19 protein-coding genes and 1 riboswitch are annotated in these 21,303 nt (G+C 66.2%); of the genes, 8 read left to right on the forward strand and 11 right to left on the reverse strand.

Annotated elements, in window-relative coordinates; genetic code table 11:
• The first annotated feature begins 2 nt into the window (after positions 1-2).
• From trbL to E3U25_RS24450, 5 genes are read left to right on the forward strand one after another with little or no spacing between them, the layout of a single operon-like run.
• Positions 3-1,328, forward strand: a complete 1,326-nt coding sequence (trbL, locus tag E3U25_RS24430; RefSeq protein ID WP_072462931.1) for a P-type conjugative transfer protein TrbL — start codon at positions 3-5, stop codon at positions 1,326-1,328.
• The gene (gene trbF, locus E3U25_RS24435) at positions 1,325-2,011 is read left to right on the forward strand and encodes a conjugal transfer protein TrbF (RefSeq protein WP_072462930.1); all 687 of its coding nucleotides are present in this window, start codon (positions 1,325-1,327) and stop codon (positions 2,009-2,011) included. The genes trbL and trbF overlap by 4 nt, the downstream gene beginning before the upstream one ends.
• Before the next feature lie 23 nt (positions 2,012-2,034).
• Positions 2,035-3,057: a P-type conjugative transfer protein TrbG gene (gene trbG, locus E3U25_RS24440; RefSeq protein ID WP_072462929.1), complete on the forward strand. Its 1,023-nt coding sequence runs from the start codon at positions 2,035-2,037 to the stop codon at positions 3,055-3,057.
• A complete protein-coding gene (locus E3U25_RS24445) occupies positions 3,057-4,226 on the forward strand; it encodes a TraB/TrbI/VirB10 family type IV secretion system protein (protein ID WP_072462928.1) in 1,170 nt (389 codons plus the stop codon). The genes trbG and E3U25_RS24445 overlap by 1 nt, the downstream gene beginning before the upstream one ends.
• 4 nt (positions 4,227-4,230) lie before the next feature.
• Positions 4,231-4,482: a DUF2274 domain-containing protein gene (locus E3U25_RS24450; protein WP_072462955.1), complete on the forward strand. Its 252-nt coding sequence runs from the start codon at positions 4,231-4,233 to the stop codon at positions 4,480-4,482.
• A 1-nt stretch (position 4,483) separates the two neighbouring features.
• Here E3U25_RS24450 and E3U25_RS24455 read toward each other — a convergent pair whose 3' ends face one another.
• From E3U25_RS24455 to E3U25_RS24480, 6 genes are all read right to left on the reverse strand, one after another.
• Entirely contained in the window at positions 4,484-5,521 is a 1,038-nt protein-coding gene (locus E3U25_RS24455; RefSeq protein ID WP_244295261.1) for a LysR family transcriptional regulator, read from the reverse strand.
• Between the two features lie 328 nt (positions 5,522-5,849).
• Positions 5,850-6,353 carry a heme utilization cystosolic carrier protein HutX gene (gene hutX / locus E3U25_RS24460; protein ID WP_072462926.1) on the reverse strand — a complete coding sequence of 168 codons (504 nt, stop codon included), beginning with the start codon at positions 6,351-6,353 and terminating at the stop codon, positions 5,850-5,852.
• Positions 6,334-7,791 carry a heme anaerobic degradation radical SAM methyltransferase ChuW/HutW gene (gene hutW / locus E3U25_RS24465; RefSeq protein WP_208861624.1) on the reverse strand — a complete coding sequence of 486 codons (1,458 nt, stop codon included), beginning with the start codon at positions 7,789-7,791 and terminating at the stop codon, positions 6,334-6,336. Before hutW ends, hutX begins: the two co-directional genes overlap by 20 nt.
• On the reverse strand, positions 7,784-8,146 hold the full coding sequence (locus E3U25_RS24470) for a hypothetical protein (protein WP_072462925.1): 363 nt from the start codon (positions 8,144-8,146) through the stop codon (positions 7,784-7,786). The genes hutW and E3U25_RS24470 overlap by 8 nt, the downstream gene beginning before the upstream one ends.
• A gap of 9 nt (positions 8,147-8,155) precedes the next feature.
• Positions 8,156-10,207 (reverse strand): TonB-dependent receptor, encoded by a 2,052-nt coding sequence (locus E3U25_RS24475; protein WP_166435568.1) that lies wholly within the window; start codon positions 10,205-10,207, stop codon positions 8,156-8,158.
• Positions 10,208-10,892: 685 nt separating this feature from the next.
• On the reverse strand, positions 10,893-11,501 hold the full coding sequence (locus E3U25_RS24480; protein WP_166435569.1) for a TonB-dependent siderophore receptor: 609 nt from the start codon (positions 11,499-11,501) through the stop codon (positions 10,893-10,895).
• Positions 11,502-11,576: 75 nt separating this feature from the next.
• Between E3U25_RS24480 and E3U25_RS25095 the strand changes: the two genes are divergently transcribed.
• Entirely contained in the window at positions 11,577-12,629 is a 1,053-nt protein-coding gene (locus tag E3U25_RS25095; protein WP_231000293.1) for a hypothetical protein, read from the forward strand.
• Here the strand turns inward: E3U25_RS25095 and E3U25_RS24495 are convergent.
• From E3U25_RS24495 to E3U25_RS24510, 4 genes are all read right to left on the reverse strand, one after another.
• The gene (locus tag E3U25_RS24495) at positions 12,614-13,240 is read right to left on the reverse strand and encodes an anaerobic ribonucleoside-triphosphate reductase activating protein (RefSeq protein ID WP_072462922.1); all 627 of its coding nucleotides are present in this window, start codon (positions 13,238-13,240) and stop codon (positions 12,614-12,616) included. The genes E3U25_RS25095 and E3U25_RS24495 overlap by 16 nt on opposite strands.
• Positions 13,233-13,415 carry an anaerobic ribonucleoside-triphosphate reductase gene (gene nrdD, locus E3U25_RS24500; RefSeq protein WP_072462921.1) on the reverse strand — a complete coding sequence of 61 codons (183 nt, stop codon included), beginning with the start codon at positions 13,413-13,415 and terminating at the stop codon, positions 13,233-13,235. Before nrdD ends, E3U25_RS24495 begins: the two co-directional genes overlap by 8 nt.
• A gap of 14 nt (positions 13,416-13,429) precedes the next feature.
• Positions 13,430-15,175, reverse strand: a complete 1,746-nt coding sequence (locus E3U25_RS24505) for a ribonucleoside triphosphate reductase (protein WP_104494137.1) — start codon at positions 15,173-15,175, stop codon at positions 13,430-13,432.
• 200 nt (positions 15,176-15,375) lie between these two features.
• Positions 15,376-15,588: riboswitch (cobalamin riboswitch) on the reverse strand.
• Between the two features lie 246 nt (positions 15,589-15,834).
• Positions 15,835-17,913: a TonB-dependent receptor gene (locus E3U25_RS24510; protein WP_072462920.1), complete on the reverse strand. Its 2,079-nt coding sequence runs from the start codon at positions 17,911-17,913 to the stop codon at positions 15,835-15,837.
• Positions 17,914-18,272: 359 nt separating this feature from the next.
• On the opposite strand from E3U25_RS24510, the gene E3U25_RS24515 reads away from it, so the two are divergent.
• Both E3U25_RS24515 and E3U25_RS24520 read left to right on the forward strand, forming a co-directional pair.
• Complete coding sequence (locus E3U25_RS24515; protein WP_072462919.1) at positions 18,273-19,940, forward strand: (2,3-dihydroxybenzoyl)adenylate synthase; 1,668 nt, start codon at positions 18,273-18,275, stop codon at positions 19,938-19,940.
• Complete coding sequence (locus E3U25_RS24520) at positions 19,937-20,389, forward strand: chorismate mutase (RefSeq protein WP_072462918.1); 453 nt, start codon at positions 19,937-19,939, stop codon at positions 20,387-20,389. The genes E3U25_RS24515 and E3U25_RS24520 overlap by 4 nt, the downstream gene beginning before the upstream one ends.
• Here the strand turns inward: E3U25_RS24520 and E3U25_RS24525 are convergent.
• Complete coding sequence (locus E3U25_RS24525) at positions 20,324-21,301, reverse strand: ABC transporter substrate-binding protein (protein ID WP_072462917.1); 978 nt, start codon at positions 21,299-21,301, stop codon at positions 20,324-20,326. The genes E3U25_RS24520 and E3U25_RS24525 overlap by 66 nt on opposite strands.
• Between the last annotated feature and the right edge of the window lie 2 nt (positions 21,302-21,303).

A 21,303-nucleotide genomic window follows, 5' to 3' on the forward strand; every position in this document is an offset into this window, starting at 1 on the left:
CCATGGGCGGGTCTGGGGTCATCGACCATTTCCTGGCGGTCTTCACCAGCTATATCGACTCCGGCTTCGGCCTGCTGGGCGGCGAGGTCGCCTTCATCGCCACCACGCTGATCGTCATCGACGTGACCCTGGCCGCGCTGTTCTGGGCCTGGGGCGCCGAGGACGACATTCTGGCGCGCCTGGTCAAGAAGACCATCTTCGTCGGCGTCTTCGCCTGGCTGATCACCAACTGGAACAGCCTCGCCCGCATCGTTTTTGAGTCGTTCGCCGGGCTCGGGCTGATGGCCTCCGGCACCGGCTTCACCGCCGGCGATCTCATGCGCCCCGGCCGCGTCGCCCAGACCGGGCTCGATGCCGGCCGGCCGCTGCTGGAATCGATCTCCGACCTGATGGGCTGGGTCGCGGTCTTCGAGAACCTCCTCCAGATCCTCTGTCTGTTCTTCGCCTGGGCGCTGGTCATCCTCGCCTTCTTCATCCTCGCCGTGCAGCTCTTCGTCACCCTGATCGAATTTAAGCTCACCACGCTGGCGGGCTTCGTGCTGATCCCCTTCGGCCTCTTCGGCAAGACCGCCTTCATGGCCGAGCGCGTGCTGGGCAATGTCGTCTCGTCGGGCATCAAGGTTCTGGTGTTGGCGGTGATCATCGGCATCGGCTCGACGCTGTTTGGTGCGTTCACCAGCGGCTTCGGCGGCGTCGCCCCGACCGTGGACGACGCCATGGCCATCGTGCTGGCGGCGCTGTCCCTCTTGGGCCTCGGCATCTTCGGCCCCGGCATCGCGACCGGCCTGGTCTCCGGCGGTCCGCAGCTTGGCGCCGGGGCGGTCGCGGGGACAGGACTGGCCGTGGGCGGGGCGGCCATGGCCGCCGGTGGCGCCACGGTGCTCGGCGCGAAGGGCATCGCCGCGACCGCGCGCGGCGGGGCCGCCACGGCGGGCGCCGCCTCCGCCGCCTATACCCTGAACTCGGCCGGACAATCCGGGATCGACGGCGCCCTCTCCGGTGCCGCCGGCGTCGGCAAGGGCGCGGGCATCGCTGCCATGACCCCGCTGCGTCGGGCGGCGGCCAGTCTCAAGGCCAAGCGCGAAGCCGGCGTGAAGGCCGGTTTCACCAGCACCGGGGGATCGACCACGCAGGGCACGCTCGGTGGCCCCGCCGCTGATGCGGGTGGCGCAAACACCAGTGCCGGCGGCAATGCGCCCGCCTGGGCGCAGCGCATGCGCGGGCAGTCCCTTGGCCGGGGCGCGACCGTTGCCGCCCATGCCGTGCGCTCGGGCGACAGCCATGGTCCCGGGACATCCGTCTCCCTTTCCGAAAGCGACAAGCCATGAACCTGTTCAGACGTCCGACCACGCATTACGGCAAGACGCCGGAACCGGTCACGCCCTACCAGAAGGCCGCGCAAGTCTGGGACGAGCGCATCGGCTCCGCCCGGGTGCAGGCGCGGAACTGGCGGCTGATGGCCTTCGCCTGCCTGATCCTCGCCGCCGGTTTCGCCGGCGTCCTGGTCTGGCAATCGGCGCGCGGCACCGTCGTGCCATGGGTGGTGCAGGTCGACGATCTCGGCCAGGCCCAGGCCGTCGCGCCTGCCGCGGCCGACTATCGCCCCACCGATCCGCAGATCGCCTGGCATCTCGGCCGCTTCATCGAGCAGGTCCGTTCGATTCCTGCCGATCCGGTGATCCTGCGGCAGAACTGGCTCCGCGCCTATGACTGGACCACCGATCGCGGCGCCGCGGCGCTGAACGACCATGCCCGCGGTAACGATCCCTTCTCGAAACTGGGCGGGCGGCAGGTCTCGGTCGAGGTCTCCTCGGTCATCCGCGCCTCGCCCGACAGCTTCCGGGTCGCCTGGACCGAGAAACGCTATGAGAACGGCCAGCTGTCATCCACCGAGCGCTGGACCGCGATCCTGACCGTGGTGATCCAGACGCCCCGCACCGCCGAGGTCCTGCGCGCCAATCCGCTCGGCATCTATGTCAATGCGATCTCATGGTCGCGGGAGTTGAGCTAATGACAATTGTTCTCACCGAAGGAATGATCGGCGCCCGGGCGAGAAGCTTGCCCCGATCCGTACTGGCCGTGGTCCTGCTGTCGGCCACCGCGCTGGCGGGCTGCGCCACCAGCAAGACTCCTCAATTCAGCTATGACGACACCGTGCCGCCCCTGCCATCGCCTCCTGCCGCCGTTGCAGAACCAGCTCCGAAACCGCTGCATGTGCCGCCGGGCTGGACCCCGGCAAAGGGCGGCAACGCGGCGGAAAACCCGGAAAGCCGGGTGACGAACGCCAATCTCGCCGCGCGGGTCGAGCCGCGCCGCGAGGGCTACTATAATGCCATCCAGGTTTATCCTTGGTCTGAGGGCGCGCTCTATCAGGTCTATGCCGCGCCCGGACAGGTCACCGATATCGCGCTGGAGCCGGGCGAGCGCCTGACCGGCACCGGACCCATCGCCGCCGGCGACACCGCCCGCTGGATCATCGGCGAGACCGAGAGCGGCAGCGGCGCGTCGCGCCGCGTACATGTGCTGGTCAAGCCGACCCGGCCCGAGATCAGCACCAATCTGGTGATCGCCACCGACCGGCGCCGCTATATGCTGGAACTGCGCGCCGACGAAGAAACCTGGATGCCGGCGGTGTCTTGGCACTATCCGGAAAGCGCGTCGTCTTCGGCAGCGGTGCAGCGACAGGCGCCTCCTGCAGCACCGGTAATCCCTGGGAAATCGGCGCGCAACCATCGCTACGGCTTGCAGGTCCAAGGCGCGAGCCCGCCCTGGCGGCCGGTCTCGGTCTTCGACGACGGTCGCCGGGTCCATGTGGTCTTTCCGCCCGGCATCGCGCAGGGCGAGATGCCGCCGCTCTTCGTCATCGGCCCGGACGGTGCGCCCGAGATCGTCAACAGCCGCGTCCACGGCAACGTGCTGATCGTGGACCGGCTCTTCGGCGTGGCCGAACTGCGCCTCGGGTCCGGCAAGCGCCAACAGGTGGTGCGGATTATCCGTATGGAACAGACACGGGCGGTCGCCCAACCGACCCGCGCACCGACGAAAGGCTCGTCCTGATGAGCGACAGGAACACCTCTGCCGCGCCGATGCGGCTGCGCGCCGAACCGCCGCGCGTCACCCGGCTGTCGCGCAAGGTGCTGGCGGGGATGGCTGCCATTGCCGCGCTCGGCATCGGTGCGGCGCTGATCTTCGCCCTGCAGAGTAAAGATGTGGAACGTGGCGGCGAGGAGCTGTTCTCCACCGAAAACCGCGCCACTGCCGACGGGCTGGCGGAACTGCCGCATGATTATAGCGGCCCCGCCCTCGGCCCGGCGCTGCCCGGCGATCTCGGCAAGCCGATCCTTGATGCCCGCAACCGCGGTGCGCCGGTGCCTGCAGCGGACATCTCCGCGCCGCTCGAGGCCGCACCCGCCATGGACGCGGCCGAGCAGCAACGGCTGGCCGAGGAGGAGGCCGCACGGCTCAGCGGCGTGTTCTTTCAGGGTGGGCCACGGCCTGCGGGCGGGTCGGACATGGGCGCAGGGCCAGCCGGTCAGACCCCAGGCGCGCTTGGTACCATGGGACAGCCCGGCGCCGCAGCCACGCAGGATCCGCATGCGGCGTTCCTGGGCGGCGCCGCAGATCGCATCACCGTTGCCCCGGATCGCGTCGAAGCCCCGGCCTCGCCCTACGTCCTGCAGGCCGGCTCGGTGATCCCGGCGGCGCTGATCACCGGCATCCGCTCCGACCTGCCCGGCCAGATCATCGCCCAGGTCACCCAACCCGTCTACGACAGCCCGACCGGCTCGTTCCTGCTGATCCCGCAGGGCACCCGCATCATCGGCGAATACGACGATGGCGTCCGTTTCGGCCAGCGCCGCGTGCTGCTGGTCTGGAACCGGCTGATCTTTCCCGACGGCCGCTCGCTGGTGCTGGAGCGCCTGCCGGGCGCCGATGCCGCCGGTTACGCCGGACTCGAGGACGGGGTCGATTATCACTGGGGAGAGTTGATGAAGGCCGCCGGTCTCTCGACCCTGCTGGCGGTGGGCACCGAACTCGCCGCCGGCGACGAGGAGGACCGGTTGATCCGCGCCATCCGCGACGGCGCCCAGGACACCGTCAATCAGACCGGCCAGAAGATCGTCCAGCGCCAGCTGCAGGTCGCCCCGACGTTGACCATCCGGCCGGGCTTCCCGGTCAGGATTCTTGTGGGGCGAGATTTGGTGTTCGAGAATGCGGGAGGATGACACCATGACGAAGCTGAAGCTGGGACCAATCGCGGATGATACGCCCGTGAAGCTGACCGTCGAACTGCCCGCCAGCCTGCACAGGGATCTGGTGCTTTACGGCGAGTTGCTGGGCCGCACAGGCTCGGGCGGAACGCGTGCCGCGGTCCCGCCGCAGAAACTGCTCGTGCCGATGCTGGAGCGGTTTCTGGCCTCGGATCGCGGGTTCGCTAAGGCAAAACGGGGCGTCAGTGCTGGACGTCGACCTGGTGACTGACTCATCGTGCCTTGCTGTCTTGCGCCGACAGGGTCCGCGTCAGGCTGAGCAAGCGGCGCAGGGCCGGATTGTCGTTGCGTGGCGACCAGACCGCGCAGAAGGGCAGGGGCTCCGTTGCGAGCGGCCGGAAGACGACGCCGGGAAAAGTCGCGCCGGTTGTCGCTTCGCTGGTGAGCGTCAACCCGTTGCCCAGGGCGACCAGTTGCATCAGCGTGTCACGGGAGACTGGGCAGCGCTCGACACTGGGGTGATGACCCAGTTCCGACAGATACCGGACCAGATAGTCGTGGATCTCCGGTCCCGGACCGGCCTCGCTGACGACGAAATGCCGGTCACGCAATTCGGACCAGGCGATCCGCTTTCGGACCGTCAGATCGTCGTCCTTCGGAAGCGCCACGAACACCCGCTCCTGCCAGAAGACCTCGACATCGCATTCCGCCGCTTCGGGTGTGCCGGTCAGGAAGGCCACGTCCATGCAATGCTGGCGCACGGCGGCGATGTGATCGCTCGGGTTGCCTTCCACGATCACGCATCGCACACCGGGATGATCGTCGTTGTAGCGGCGCAGCAGATCGGCGAGGAAGCCCGAGGCCAGCGAGGCGAAGATGCCGATCCGCAATACGCCATGCTCGACCCGGCCGGCCGCGCCGACATCCTTGACGGCCAGGTCGACCTCGTTGAGCGCCCGCCGGGCATGCGTCAGGAACCTCCTCCCTGCATCGGTCAATGTCACACCGCGCTTGTGGCGGATGAAGAGCGCTGCGCCGGTCTCGTCCTCGAGATCGCGGATGCGCCGGCTGATCGCGGATTCCCGCACGCCGAGTTCACCCGCCGCCGCGCTGAAGCTGCCATGCTCCACCGCTGCGATGACATAGCGGAGGTGGCGCAATTCCATTATCCGATTTTTTCGCTGGTCGTCGGTCCATTTTTCATATCGGTTGGCCATAATTAAAAACTCCGCCGGCCCGCCGTTGGATATGTTTATATTAAGATACTGACAGCATTGGGCTGGGTCAATTATTGAGCTGTTGAAGATCAAATTTTATCGAGACTGACTTCCCTTCTAGTGTAAGCTTTGTTTCCCAGATTTTTGAGTGTAGTGTTGTTTATATAACGGGCATTCGTCGCAAAACAATAGTGTGGGGCTTTGCGGGGGATACGTTTAATTGAGGCGATTTGAGGTGGATTACTCGCCTGTGTAATCGGGGCGGTCTCAAATGGCCATTATTTATATACTTCTTCATTTGACTTCTCCTTGCGCTTGACATCAGCTCGCGGAACTCTGGTCAGTGAGTTGACACGCAGACAGGCGAGCCGATTAAAGCGTGACGGTCCCAAAACTTACGAGAGTCTTCGCCGTCACGGGTTCAAGCAGATATGAGGCGCGCTTCAAGCGCGTCGAAGGCGCTGATCTGCTCTGCCTTCAATTGTCGGCCCTCGTCGCGACCCAAATAGATCTTAAACATACAGAGGCCGTCCTTGGCGTAGAATTGTACTGAACGTGTTTCGATGCCGAATAGCTTTCGACGTACAAAAGCCACACGAGCGCAGGCTTCATATTTGATATGTCCCCCGATCGGCTTTCCGTGAAGGTTAAGCATGCCATTGCCGATTTCACTGTGGCCGAGCGGGGCCTTTACTTCCAGGATCACAGTCGGGGTGTGGACGATCAGGGTGATCTCACCCCAGCGGGCTATATCCTTCAGCACCTCGGGCAGTGTGGTGCCCGGCAGAGAGACAACCTCGCCTTCGGGCAGGGCGTCCAGAACGGCCAACGGTGTAGTGGCAGCCTTGCGGGCGATATCCTCGAGTGCAGCATGGGGCGTTTCGGCCAACGCGGCGCGAATGGGGTCAACTGTCAGGTCTGCCATGTCGGTCTCCAAGGTCAGGATGCTGGCGCAGCCAGGTGATGAGCCGCCCGGTCATGGCTACTTGCCAGAAACGGCCGGCCCGGGTCAGGCGGTGGAAGCGATGGTAGGGCTCCAGAAGACCAGCGCGGCTCCATTGCGCCAGCAGGGGGGCGGCATGGGTCGAGAAGCTGGCGGCTTCCGATCCGCAGACCCTTGCCAGCGCGGCGTCTACGGCGACTGTGTCGAGGCGTCCCCGCTCCATACCGGATTTCAGCGCATTGTGGATCGGGGCGGTGGGAGTGGCGCGCATCATGGCCGCGGTCAGGCAGGTGCCGGATCCTGCACGGGCGGCAAAATCGCGCAGGTCTGCCGTGATGCGATAGTTGAACCCACCCAGGAAGCCTCCCGCCCCGGCGCCGAAGGGCAGGCAATCGGCCCCTGTCTTGACCGCGAGATTGTAGACGTTGCGCTCGCGCAGGCTACCCTGCCAGTGGGTGGTCGAGATGGCGGACCAGCCCTCGGCCATCGCTGCCTCCTCGCCGGCGGCGAAATACGTCCCCAGGCTGGAGCCGGCCGCCGGATGCAGCTTTCCCTTCTCGATCGCGCTCAGCAGGGGCGTGCCCGCAATCAGACTCAGCGAGTAGAGATCCAGGCCGTCAAGCCCCAGTTGTGCGCAAAGCCGGACATCCCCGGCCACGTCCTCGGGGCTCTGCTGCGGCAGACCATAGATCAGGTCGACGACGACGGCCCCGCGATCCAGGCCGACGAGGCTCTCGAGCAAGGAAATGACGCCCGCGGTCCCCGCGCGCCGTCCCAGGGGGCGGCGAATGCGTTCCGAAAAGCTCTGGACTCCGACAGAGATGCGGTTGACGCCGGCATCGAAGGCGGCAAGTGCCTTGTCGCAGTCGAAGGACTGGACGCGGCCCTCCAGGGTGATCTCGCAATCGGGTACCAGCGGCAGACAGCGGCGAATGGCCATGACAAGTCGCGCAAGGTCGGGCGAGGCAAGCGCCGTCGGCGTACCGCCGCCGAGATAGACCGCCTGCAGCGGCGGGCCGTCATGTGCTGGGCTTCGTGCGAAGGACTCGAGCTGTGCGATCACCGCATCCACATAGGGCGGCCCTACGCTTGCGGACCACGGGTTCTGGTAGAAGCCGCAAAACAGGCAGTGGTTCTCGCAGAAGGGAACATGAATATAGGCGACGCCACGGTTCCTTCGCGGGCTCCTGTAAATTTCGTCCCAGTGTCTAGGAACAGTTCCTTCGGGCACCGGATCCATGCCGATGAAGGGATGGACGGCGCGCTTTCCGGGAAAGGCGTCGGCCAGCGGTTGCGGGCTTTCCGCAGCAAAGAGGTCTTCAAGCGTCGCTCTTTCCGCTGTTGGTGGAGCACTTCCAGGCGCGGCTGGAGGCTTTTCGCGCCGATGCGTCGGCGCCGCGACGAGGGCGGGCCTAGCCATCCGGCAGGACCGCCTGCGCCGAACGCGTGCAATAGATCGCCGGCTCCGCATGCTCCTTCGTCGTGCAAGCCTCTCCCTCGGCGAGGGGCGTGATGGCGTATCCGCCGGCCGAGGGCAGTTCGACCCGGTAGCGGTGGGTTTCTTCGGCCGGTCCAGCGCCGTGGACGAAAGGTGTCAGGCGCAGAGCCGTCTGCCCGCAAAGCGCGACCAGTGGCGGCTGCCCGGCATCGGTAAGGATGCCTACCACCGTTTCGCGGTCGATTTCGCATTCGGCCGCGTCCGCAGCGGGCGACAGCGTGACCCGCAGATCGCCGTCGGCGGTAAGCGTCAGCATCAGCAGCGCGGTTTCCAGCATGGCTTGCCCCTAGAAGGTTCTGGTCAGGAACAGGTTGAACGAGCGCTCGGCGCCCTCCATCTGCCCATAGGCTCGATACGAGCGGTTGGTGAGGTTGTTCAGTTCGACGGTCAGCGCAAGGCCGTCAGCAAGATCGGCCGAGGTGTGCAGGTTCAGCGTCGCGAATCCGCCGGTACCATCCACCACTTCGCCCGTATCGGCGCGCATTTCGACCCTGCTTTCACCGCGCAGGAACAGGTCGAAGATCCCGGCGACCTTGCCCAGGGACCAGTCCTTGCGCAGCCCCATGCGCCCGGCCAGTGCCGGCGTGCCGCTATCGCGGGTCTGGTAGCCGTTGGCATAGGTGAATTCGCGCTGCATCGCGCTGGCGGTGATATAGGGCGTCAGGCCGGCCGCCTCAAAGCGGCGCTCGGCATGCAACTCGATCCCCCAGGTTCGTGCGGCGTCGATGTTGCGATACTGGCTGACCGGATTTCGCGGATCGCTCGGGTCGATCACCACCGAAGCGATGTAATCGGTGGCGTCGCTGTAGAACAGCGTGGCATCCAGTAGCAGCGCGTTCCGGTCATAGCGCGCTCCCAGTTCGTAGGTCGTGGCGCGCTCGGGCTTCAGGTCGGGGTTTCCGATCAGCGTGCCTGCGCCGCCCGCAGTCGTGGACAGGAACAACTGGCTCAGGGAGGGATGGATGTAGCCCTGCGAGACATTGGCGCGTAGCGCGAAGCCGTCGTCCGGCGACCAGACAAGCCCGGCCGAGAACAGCGCAAGGCTGTCGTCGTTGGAACTGCGTGGCAGATCGGTGCCATTCTCTCGCGAGACATCATGGGTCGCTTTCACATCGTACCAGCGCCCGCCCAGGGTCAGCGTCATATCCCTGGATAGGTCGACCTCGTGCTGGCCGAAGACCGAGACGGTGCGGATGGCGGCATCGTCATAGCGTAGTCGCGTGGTGACGCTGGGAAAGGGCAGCATCGGCCCGCTGACCGTGGTGACCGTCACCTTGTCGGCCTTCAGCCGGTCGTCTTCGTATTCGATGCCGACGACGGTGCGGCTGTTGGTCGAGAACTGCATCTCGGCGCGCAGGTTCGCCCCCCAGGTCAGCTGCTCGTCGCGGGAATCCGACAGGACGTTCAGGCGCATGGGACCAGGGAACTGCGTTACCTCGTTGCGGAACACGCGGTCGACCGTCTGTCCGTAAAGATCGAAAGTCAGCCGGGTCAGCCAAGGAGCCAGATCCGTGCCTTCGTAGAACAGGCCGAGTTTTCGCAGGTCGCGTTTGGGAAGTTCGATGGCGAATAGCGGATCGCCCGTATGCACATTTGCCGCCAGATCATGGTTCAGCGCCTTCAGTCCGAAGTAATGGTCGCCGAGACGATAGCCGACATGGGCCGAGATGGTCCGGTCTTGCGTGTCGGACTGCTCCAGCACGCCTTCGGGCGTCCGGCGGTCGCCTTGGTCTATGCGGCCCACAGTTAGCCGGTAGTCCAGCTCACCCGCGCCAGCCGCGACCGTGCCCGCCGCACTGGCCGAGGCCCGATAGCCCTCGGTGGCCGAGATCCAGCCCGCGCCGGTCGTCACCTCCAGCGGCTTGGCGGCGCCGCGCTTGGTGATGATATTGATCACGCCGCCGATGGCCTGGCTGCCCGAGACCACCGAGGACGAGCCGCGCACGATCTCGATCCGATCGATCGAGGTGGGGTCGATCAGCACCGGCTGGCCGTAGTTCGTGTGATCGGTCAGCTTCTGCCCGTCGATCAGGATAGCGACCCGACGCGAGCTTTCGCCGCGGATCGAGATGCGCTCGATCCCTTCTTCGGAGATCTGGACGCCGGGCACGTCGCGCAGTAGCCCGGCCACCGAGACCGGGGTGCTGGCCGTGATCTTCTCGTGGTCGATCACGGTGATCGAGGCTGGGCTTTTCAGCAATTCGGTGGGCAGTGCGGTTGCGGTCAGGGTGATGGTGTCCAGCACCAACGGCTGGTCCTGGGCAAAGGCCGGAACTGGGCCGGTCAGGACAAGAACGAGGCCAAGGGTCATTGGGCCCGGAGATCGCGAGATCGACATGGCGTTCCTCTCTGCCCGCTCGGGGTGCATTCAGAGATTTGGGGAAAACCTAGCGATCCGCTGGGACGGAAGGGATGGGAGCATCCTTTGCCGATCCGCTAGCATATCCGGCAGCCGAATGCCTTGACTTTGATCAAGGCGGATTTGAAAATCCCACGTTCCAGCCGAATGGCTGGGACTAGACGCAAGACGCAAGCCAACCTCAACGGTAATCGCCTGTTCCTTGGATCGTGGATCACGCACCGATCGGGCGCAAGGCTGTCCATCCCGGCGTGAGAGCCTCGGCGGCATTTAGTTGCGAACGGCGGGTACAACAGCTTTCCTCTGAGCAAGAGGATTGCATTGTTTCATCCGTGTTTCTGTAAACCGGCCTGGCAGCAAACGGGGGCAAGGCTCGCAAGGGCATTACGTGCATATTTCCGTACGGCTGGGTATTGCAGCCGCAGCAATTGCTACATCCTCATCTACTGGAAGCACAGGATACCCAAGGGAAGCCCGGCTATTAGAAATGAGCGCAAGGATTTCTGAAAATTCGGTGGCGCCCTTTGGTCATGAGACCCTCTCGTTCTCCGTGCAGCATAAACTGCTTCCTATGACACCCAAGCCCAGCGGCTCAAAAAACAGTTGCAAGCCTTCTGCGCAATTCCTCGGGCTAACTATTCTCACCATATTGCCGGCCCCCGGATCACCACCGATAGTCGAGCGTGGCGATCACCGAGCGTCCTTCGCCGTAATAGCAGTTGGCCGAGGTCAGCGAGGCGCAGGAGGTGACATGGCGCTTGTCGAACAGGTTGCTGGCGCTCAGCCGAAGCATCACCCCCGCAAGCAACGGATCCTGTTTGCCGAAATCATAGCTCAACGCCACATCGACCAGGGTAAAGGAGGGCAGCTCGATCTGGTTGTTCAGGTCGCCGAAGCAGCGCCCGACATGACGCAAGCCGCCGCCTATGCCCAGGCCCTCCAGCGCGCCGCTCTGGACGGTGTAATGGGCCCAGAGCGTCGCCTGATGCTCGGGCGCGAGCTGGAGCTGGTTGCCCAGCTGCGCGGCGGTGTTGGTCCGGGTGATCTCGGAATCCTGCCAGGCGTAGGAGGCGACCAGATCGAACCCGGCCGCCAGATTGGCCTTGCCTTCCAGTTCGAAGCCGCGGACCTGCACCTCGCCGGTCTGCACCTGCGCCCAGGGGTTGCTGGCCGGCGGGTCGGGATCCTGAGTCAGGACGTTGGACTGCGTCAGCCGATATCTGAAGGCCGACCCGGTCACCAGTAGGATGTCGGCGGTGCGGGACCGGCGCATCATCATCGTCGATGCCCACCAGATCCATGCCGGGATCCGCATCCCCTCGGGCATCGAGGCCGGTGGCGCGCGGGAATGACCGTTTCCGCGACAGTCCCTGTCCGGCGACGGTCCCCGGGCCTGTCGCGGCTGATCCTTGGGCTGGCGGCGCTGATCGATCTCGCCCGCCGGCTGGGGCCGAGGATCGGCGACCTGTCCCGGGTGGACAGAATCGTGATCCACACCAGCCACCATACGCATCATGTCATCGGCACCGGCGCCAACGACCCGCAGAAGCTGGACCCCAAGGCCTCGCGCGAGACGCTGGACCATTCCATCATGTATATCTTTGCCGTGGCGCTGGAGGATGGCGGCTGGCACCACGAACGCTCCTATGCCCCCGAGCGCGCGAACCGGCCCGAAACCGTGGCGCTGTGGCACAAGATCACCACCGTCGAAGACCCGGAATGGACGCGGCGCTATCACGCCCGCGACCCGCGCGAAAAGGCGTTCGGCGGCCGCGTCGCGGTCACGCTCAGGGACGGCCGGGTGATCGAGGACGAACTGGCGCTGGCCGACGCCCATCCCGACGGCACCCGCCCCTTCGTGCGGGAAAACTATGTCCAGAAGTTCCTGACCCTGTCGGACGGCATCATCGCCACCGCCGAGCAGCACCGCTTCCTCGACGCGGTGCAAGGCCTGCACGACCTGCCCGCCGGGCGGCTGACCTCGGTCGAGATGTTCCGCGAGGTCCGCGCCCGCCTGCCCGGCGTGAAGCTGCTGGCCAACATGACCGAGTTTGGCCGCACCCCCGCCCTGACCGCCGAGGAGTTCCAGGAGCTGGGCTATGACATGGTGATCTGGCCGGTCTCGTCGCTGCGGGTGGCCAACAAGGCGCAAGAGCGGCTTTACGCCGCGCTGGCCCGCGACGGCGCGACGACGGCCATGCTGCCCGAGATGCAGACCCCGGGCCGAGCTTTACGACGCGATCGGGCTCAATGCCTTCGAGGCGCTGGACCGATCCATCGCCCGCAGCGTGCTGCCCGCGCAGGGCGCAAGCGCTTACCGCTCCGCCGGTCCATCCGCCAGCAGCTTCGCGGCGATATGCCGGCCGCGCGGAAGGGGCCGGACCTTCAGTCCCGCAGGTGAACGGGTCGGCTCCGCCGCACGCCGGTGTGGCGGCAGGTCTGCAAGACATGGTCGGCGACACCCAGCGCCGCCAGTTCCGCGCCCATCTGCGCCAGAGCCGCCTCGTCGATCAGTTCGGGATCGACCGTCGTGCGCACCTGATGGGCCGTGCCGCTGGCCAGCAGCAGCCGCAGGCTTTCCCTGGCCCTGTCGCCGCTGCCGGCCGCGCCCGTCACCCGCCGATAGCCGGAAAACGGCGCCTTCACGTCGAAGCCGACCCAGTCGCAAAGCGGCAGCACCGCCGCAAGCCGGGCCGGGTAAGGGCCGGCCGTATGCAGGCCGGTCCTGAACCCCAGGTCCCGGACCGCCCGCATCGCCTGGGGCAGGCCGCGCTGAAGCGTCGGTTCCCCGCCCGAGAACACCACGCCGTCGAGCAGGCTGCGCCGTCCCGCCAGAAAGCCCAGGATCTCTTGCCAATCCAGCGCCCCCTCGGCCTCGGGCGGGATGAGATGCGGGTTGTGGCAATAGGGGCAGTCCCAGGGACAGCCCTGCAGGAAAAGGGTGGCGACCAGCTCGCCCGGCCAGTCGCAGCTGGAGAGGCGCTGCAGGCCGCCGATGCGGATCTCAGCCAAGATCGGCCTGCCGCTCGCTGAAATACAGCCGCTCGCGGAATTCGCCCTTCTTGCCGCGGTTGAACGAGGATACCGGGCGGTGATAGCCCATCACCCGCGTCCAGATCTCGCAGGGCTGGCGTTCCTCATCCGCCAGCAGGATCTCTTCCGGTCCGGTTTTCCGGTCGTCGAACATGGTCTTTTCCTTTCTCAATGCGCGGCCGATTGCCGCTTTTTCGCGATAAGCTCTTCGTCGCAGCGCGGGCAGAACGCGTGTTCGCCCGCGATATGGCCATGCCTGGGGCAGACCGAGAATGTCGGCGTGACGGTGATGTAGGGCAGGCCGAAGTTCTCCAGTGCCCGGCGCACCAGCTTGCGGCAGGCCTCGGCCGAGGACAGCTGCGTGCCCATGTAGAGATGCAAGACCGTGCCGCCGGTGTATTTGCGCTGCAGCGCCTCTTGCCGTTCCAGCGCCTCGAACGGGTCGTCGGTAAAGCCGACCGGAAGCTGGCTCGAGTTTGTGTAGTAAGGCTCGTGTTCGGTGCCGGCCTGGAGAATGCCGGGAAAACGCTTGCGGTCCTCCTTGGCGAAGCGATAGGTGGTGCCCTCTGCCGGCGTCGCCTCCAAGTTATAGAGATGTCCGGTCTGTTCCTGGAAGGCGGTGATGCGCGCCCGCAGATGGTCGAGCAGCCGCAGCGCGAAGCCATGGCCCCAGCTCGTGGTGATGTCATGTGCATCGTCGGTGAAGTTGCGGATCATCTCGTTGATGCCGTTCACGCCCAGGGTCGAAAAATGGTTGCGCAGCGTGCCCAGGTAGCGCCGGCTATAGGGAAACAGCCCGTCGTCCATCAGCCGCTGGATCACCCGGCGCTTGATCTCCAGGCTGTCGCGGCCCAGGTCGAGCAATTCGTCCAGGCGACGCCGGAGCCCGGCCTCGTTGCCCTTGTGCAGATGGCCCAGCCGCGCGCAGTTGACGGTGACGACGCCCAGCGAGCCGGTCTGCTCGGCGCTGCCGAACAGGCCGTTGCCGCGTTTCAGCAGCTCGGTCAGGTCCAGTTGCAGCCGGCAGCACATGGACCGCACCATGTTCGGCTTGAGGTCCGAGTTCAGGAAGTTCTGGAAATAGGGCAGGCCGTATTTCGCCGTCATCGCGAACAGCAGCTTGGCGTTCTCGCTGTCCCAGGGAAAGTCCGGCGTGATGTTGTAGGTCGGGATCGGAAAGGTGAAGACCCGGCCCTTTTCGTCGCCGCGCGTCATCACCTCGATATAGGCGCGGTTGATCATGTCCATCTCGGCCTGCAAGGCGCCATAGGTGAAATTCATTGGCTGACCGCCGATCACGGGCACCTGGTCGCGCAGATCCTCGGGGCAGACCCAGTCGAAGGTCAGGTTGGTGAACGGGGTCTGCGTGCCCCAGCGCGAGGGGACGTTGAGGTTGAAGATCAGCTCCTGCATGGCCTGCCGCACCTCGGCATAGCCCAAGCCATCCTTGCGGATGAAGGGGGCCATATAGGTGTCGAAGGAACTGAAGGCCTGCGCGCCGGCCCATTCGTTTTGCAGCGTTCCCAGGAAGTTCACGATCTGGCCGATGGCGCTGGACAGGCGTTTCGGCGGCCCGGCCTCGACCTTGCCGGGGACGCCGTTGAAGCCCTCGGTCAGCAAGGTGCGCAGCGACCAGCCGGCGCAATAGCCGGCCAGCATGTCGAGGTCGTGGATATGCAGGTCGCCCCGGCGGTGCGCCTCGCCCACGGCAAGCGGATAGACATGCGACAGCCAGTAGTTGGCCACCACCTTGCCCGAGACGTTCAGGATCAGCCCGCCGAGCGAATAGTCCTGGTTGGCGTTGGCATTCACCCGCCAATCGGCACGGTCCAAGTATTCGTTGACCGACGAGGCGACATCGACGGCGACATCCCTTGCCGGCGCGGCGGGCGGGGGCGTAAGCGGCGCCGGCATCAACGCGCCCTCCCTTGCCTGCGGCTTGCTGCCGCCCTTGCGGTGCTGCGGACGGCGACGCCGGCCTCGGCAGGTCTGGTGGTGAAGAATGGCCGCATCTGTTCCCCGTGCTGCTGTGGGCGGGGCAGGCCAGGACGCATGGAGCCCTGCGGCGACAAGGCCGCATTGCCAGGCGCACCGCCGGGACACCCCGCCCGTGGTTCATCGTCATCGTCACGGCAGGTCTCCTGGCTCGCAGGTCGCGGCCCTTGCCGGCCTTCCCAATGCCGTGCGGCACCAGTGGCGTGATCCGGCGCAGGCTCGCTGCTTACAGTTGCGGGGGCAGCGCCGGCCTTGCTCCGAAAGGCGCACCGGCTTCCCTCTTCGCTTTCGGGCCGGATCGACCCGAAAGAACCGTGATGCCTACATATAGGGATTAAGGCGCCGTATCCGTCAAGATTTTGTATTGACCTGCGACACTTTGTCCAAGAGAGGAAGTCAGACCGCTCACAACAACGGGTGCAGCGGACCTGAAGCAGGCCGATACGGTTTTGTACATGCAAATTTTCTGCTTGTGGTAGAGCGTCGTACAATTCGGAACCGGCCAGTCCAGGCCCGATGGATCAGCAGGCTCTTAGAGAAGATGAATGCCCCGATCCTTGTCGGGGCATTCGTTCGCATCAGAAGGTCATCTTCAGGCCGATACCCAGCTCGCGTGGCTCGACCACGGTGGCCTCGAAGCCGCCGATCGAGCGGCTGGCCCGCAGATAGGTCACCGAGCGGTCGTCGAACAGGTTGTTGACATAGGCGAAGGCCTGCAGGTTCTCGCGCGGTTGCCAAGTCAGCCGGGCATTGGCCACGGTATAGGAATCGACCCAGGTGTCGCGGTCCTCGTTGTCGTCGGAATAATAGCCGTCGGTATGGCGCAGCTGGCCGCTGAGCCGCCATTCCGGGGTGATGTCCCAATCGGCCGCCAGCGAAAGCGTATAGTCCGGGGACCGGCCGAAGCGATGGCCCTGGTAATCCGCCGCCGCGCTGGTGAAGCGGCTGATCTCGGTATGCAACAGGCCCAGCCCCGCCTTGACCCGCAGATTGTCGCGCAGCAGATAGTCCATCCCCAGTTCCAGGCCATAGGACTTGGCGCGCTCGGCATTGACGGTGATCGAACTGCCGATGTTCTCGGGCAGGCTGGTCACGACATAGCGCTGCGCATCATGGAGCTGGGTGTAGAACAGGTTGCCGGTCAGTTCCAGCCGGTCGTCCAGCAACCGGGTGCGGCCGAAGATCTCGTAGTTCCACGAGGTCTCCGCGTCGAAGGGCACGTATTCCCCGCTGGTCAGGTTCAGCGTCACCCCGCCCGGGTTGTAGCCCTTGCTGATCATGGCGCCGATGCGGGTCGATGCGTCCAGGTCATAGGCCAGCGCGATCCTGGGCAGCCAGGCGTCGAAGCTTTCGTCGTAATCCAGCACGTTCGGGGTAAAGCTCGACACGCCGCGCCGGGTGATGTCGTCGCGCTGATAGCGCAGCCCGCCGGTCAGGCTCCAGCGGTCGGCAAGGCGCCAGGTGGTTTCGGCGAATATCCCCAGGCTGTCCTTGCGGTCGTCATAGGTGGTGGTGCCGCGGTAATCCAGAAGCTCGTCCGAATCGGTGCGCGAGACGAACAGTCCCGCTACGCCGCTGATCCGGTCCTCGGGCGTCCCGAAGGTTACGCGCGTCTCGTTCGAGGTCACGTCCTGATCCAGGATCGCTGTGCCCGAGTCGACCGGCTCGGTCGAGCGTTTGATCCAGATGTCGGAATATTGCAGCTGGTTGAACAGCGTCCAGCCATTGCCGAATTCATAGCTGACATCCAGGATGGTGGTGTTCGTGCGCAGCCGCCAGCTGGGATTCGATGCGGTGGCGCTTTCCAGATCTTCATAGGGCTCGGTCGCGGCTTCCCAGTTCGGCCGGTTGGTCAGGCTGTGCGAGAAGGTCAGCTTGCCCTCGAATCCCGGCAGGTCCTTCGGCTGCCACAGCAGCTTGGCGCGGATGGTGCGGGATTCATGGTCCTGATCGGTCGAGCCGACGGCGAAATCCGGGTTGGTATAGTCGATGTAATTGTCGCGCGCCCAGTAGTCGACGGCGATGCGCCCGGCCAGATCCTCGGACAAGGGCCCCGAGGCCATCAGGCTGGCGCGGCGGCGGCTGTGGCTGCCATATTCCAGCTGCGCGGCGCCCTCGGGCTGGAAAGTCGGATCCTTGGTCTTGACGATGATCGCCCCGGCGATCGAGTTCGCGCCCTGGGTCGCGGTCTGCGGGCCGCGAAAGACCTCGATCGACTCGACGTCCCAAAGCGCCTGGCTGCCCCAGACGATCTCGTTGTAGCCCAGATAATGCCCGTCCAGATTGAAGGCCAGCCGCGGGGCCGTGCCGCCGAAGAAGGCCACCGCGCCGGAATTCGGACCCTCGCTGTCCTGCCCGCGAATGGTGGGGGCGCCGCCTTGGCCGCCCGAGGCGACATAGGTCACGTTGGCGATGCCCGTCGGCGCATCGGCGATGCTGTCCTGCCCGCCGCTCTCCTCAAGGTCGCGCGTGGTCAGGACGGCCACCGAAGAGGCGGTATCCTTGATGCTGCGCGCCTGCTTTTCGCCGGTCAGGACGATTTCGTCCAGCCGCAGCGTCTCGGCCATGCCCTGATTGTCCTGAGCCAGCGCGGGGGCCGTGGCCAATGCCAGCATGGCGACCGTGCCAAGCAGCACCGGGATTTTATGTCCATTCATCTCCAAACCCTATCCAGATCTACTGCGGGCTGGCGAATGCTGGCTGCGATTTGCGATTCCGTTCCGCCGGCGGGAAACCGCCGAGCGACAGCGCCGGGTTAACCGATTGACAAGGCTTGGGGCAAGGGGTGGCGGCGCCTGGGAATCCAGGGCGTGACCCCTGCGCCACAACCTGCGCCGCAGGATCACTTTACACCCATCTGTGGTTGTGCGACAGTAATCCGATAAAAAAGATAAGATACCGTGCGTTCAGCCCTCCGCCAGTCGTCACGGTCGGGATTTCGGCGGAGCGGACATGGTCCTCCCTATCAAGGAAGATTTGCCCACCCTTCGCCAGCGGATTGCGAAAGGAGATTGCTGTGGCAGATCACGCTCTGGACTGGCAGGCCCGCTGCCCGTTCTGGCCCCGGGACGTCGCTGACCGTTACCGCGAGGCCGGGATCTGGCGATACGAGACATTCTTCGACCTGCTGGCGCGGCAAGCCGGGCGGCTGGGTCGGCGGATCGCCCTGATCGACGGTGCGCGGCAGATCGGTTACGATCGGTTGCACCGCGATGCGCTGGCATTGGCGGGCGGGCTTTCGGCGCTGGGACTGGTTCGCGGCGACCGGGTGGTGGTGCAATTCCCCAATTGCGGGGAGTTCGTCACGCTGTTCTTCGCGCTTTGCCGGCTGGGCGTCGTGCCGGTGCTGGCCTTGCCCGGCCATCGCGACCTTGAGCTTGGCCAGTTTGCCGATTTCACCGGCGCCCGCGCGATCCTGACGGCGCAGGAGCCCGGGGGGTATGACATGGTGGCGCTGGCCCGGCGGGTGCAGGACAAGGTTCCCTCGGTCCGGCATGTGGTGGTGCTGGGCGACGGCCGGGACGCGACGCCCTTCGACAGCCTGTTCCGTCCCGATCTCCCGCTGCCGGCCGGTCCCAATGCCGAGGACGTGGCCTGTTTCCAGATCTCGGGCGGGACGACCGGCGTGCCCAAGCTGATCCCGCGCCGGCACATGGAATATCTCTACAACATCCGCATGGCGGTGGCGGCCAGCGGGCTGGACGGCGATACGCGCTATCTGTGCGTGCTGCCGATGATGCACAACTTCCCGATGGCCTGCCCGGGTTTCCTGGGCACGCTGTGGGCCGGGGGCACGGTGGTCGTCGCACCCGAGCCCGAGGCCGGGATCTGCTTCGACCTGATCGCCCGCCATCGCGTCACGATGACCGCGCTGGTGCCGCCGCTGGCGCTGCTGTGGCTGGATGCGCAGGCCGGGCTGGGGGCGGACCTGTCGTCGCTGCAACTGCTGCAGGTCGGCGGCGCCAAGCTGAACCCGTCCAGCGCCCGGCGCATCCGGCCGGAACTGGGTTGCCAGCTGCAGCAGGTCTTCGGCATGGCCGAGGGGCTGGTCTGCTTCACCGCGCTGACCGACAGCGAGGAGCGTATCGTGAACACCCAGGGCCGGCCCATGTCGCCCTGGGACGAGCTGCGCATCATCCGCCCGGATGGGCGCGAGGCCGCCATCGGCGAGCCGGGCGAGCTGCAGGTCCGCGGCCCCTACACGATCCGCGGCTATTACGACATGGCCGGGCACAATGCCCAGGCCTTCACCGCCGACGGCTTCTATCGCTCGGGCGACATCGCGCGGCGCGACGCCGACGGCGCGATCACCGTCGAGGGGCGGGCCAAGGACCAGGTGAACCGGGGCGGCGAAAAGATCGGCGTGGACGAGGTCGAGGATCTGCTGGTCGCCCATGCCTCGGTGCTGGATGCGGCGGTGGTGGGGCGGCCCGATGCGCTGATGGGCGAAAGGCTTTGCGCCTTCGTGCTGGCCGCGCCGGGCACCACGCCCCGGCCGGGGGCGTTGCGCCGCCATCTGGCCGAGGCCGGGCTTGCCGCCTTCAAGATCCCCGACGAGGTGATCGTGCTGGATCGCTTTCCGCAAACCGGCGTCGGCAAGGTCAACAAGCGCCAGCTGCGCGAGCAACTGCGCGAGGCGCATTTCCCCGATCCCGTCGCCGCCCGGCAGGAGGAGAGTGCATGAGCCCGGCCGTCGTGGCGCCCGAGGATCTGGCGCCGGACCTGGTCCCGCCGGAAGCGGTGGCGGGGCTGGGCGACGTCCGGCGCGGCATCGACATGATCGACGCCCGCATCGTCGGGCTGCTGGGGCTGCGGCTGCGCTATGTGCTGGCCGCGGCGGACTTCAAGCCCGACATCGCCTCGATCCCCGCGCCGGAGCGGGTGCGGCAGATGCTGGACGAACGCGCGGCCTGGGCCGCCGAGGCGGGCCTCGCCCCCGATTTCATCGGCCCCCTGTTCGGGCAGGTGGCGGAATGGTTCATCCGCCAGCAGGTGGCGCATTGGCGGGCCTGCCGTGCAGAGCGGCCGGCCGCAGACCGCCGGTCGTCGGCCCCGGCGCCCTCGCCGTCAGCGCGGCCCCCCGGCCAGCCAGCCCTCGACCGCGTCGAGCGTGTGCATGGCGCTGGCGACTGAAGGGCTGGTGACCCTGGCGGAATCCAGGAACACCACCCGCCCCTCGCGCGCCGGGGCCATGAAACGGTCCCAGCCGGGCGAAAGCCGGTCCAGCGCCGCGCGCGCGGCCGCCTCGTCCCGCGCCGGGGTGGCGAAGCTGGTCATCACCAGCAGCAGGTCCGGGTTCAGGCCGGCCAGGCTTTCGGCCCCGATGGGCAGGATCAGCATCGAGCGCGACTGCCGGGTCGAGCCCTCGCCGGCGATCTCGGCCCGGCGATAGCCCAGGTCCTCGAGGGCCTGCACCGCGCCGGACATGCCGGCCACGACATTGGCCTGGTCGGTCAGCATGACGATGAGATAGGTCCTTTCCCCCGGCGCCTTGGGCAGGCGGTCGGGAAACCGGCCGCGCAATCCGTCAAGCCGGGCCTGATAGGCGGTCCTGAGTTCGCGAAAGCGGTCCTCGCGATGCAGGACGCGCGCCAGCTCCTCCTGCACGCTGAAGCCGTGGGCGGTTGCGGCGCTGCTGTTCTGCAGATAGACCGGCGCCGCCTGGGACAGGGCCTTGGCCTTGCCGGCATCGTAATCGGTGCCGATGATCAGGTCGGGCCGCAGCGCGCGCAGCTTTTCCAGGTTGATGCTGCCCACCGGGCCGATCCCGGGGATCGGGTCGGCATCCTTGGAACCTCCCAGCATCTCGTGCAGGAAATCCACCGCGGTCAGGCTGGAGCCGTCGTCGCCCCGGCCGTAGATTCCGACGACCGGCACGCCCAGCTCGATCAGCGGCACCGCCAGCACCGGCTCGTGCAGCGCCACGACGCGCTGCGGGTCGTCGGGGATCCGCACCTGCCGCCCCGTATCGTCGGTCACCTCGGCGGCCTGTCCCGTCCCGATGGCGGCCAGCGCCACAAGGGCGGTCATCAGCAATCGGCGCATCT

This window comes from Paracoccus versutus (genome assembly GCF_029909795.1).
Taxonomy (GTDB): Bacteria; Pseudomonadota; Alphaproteobacteria; order Rhodobacterales; family Rhodobacteraceae; genus Paracoccus; species Paracoccus versutus.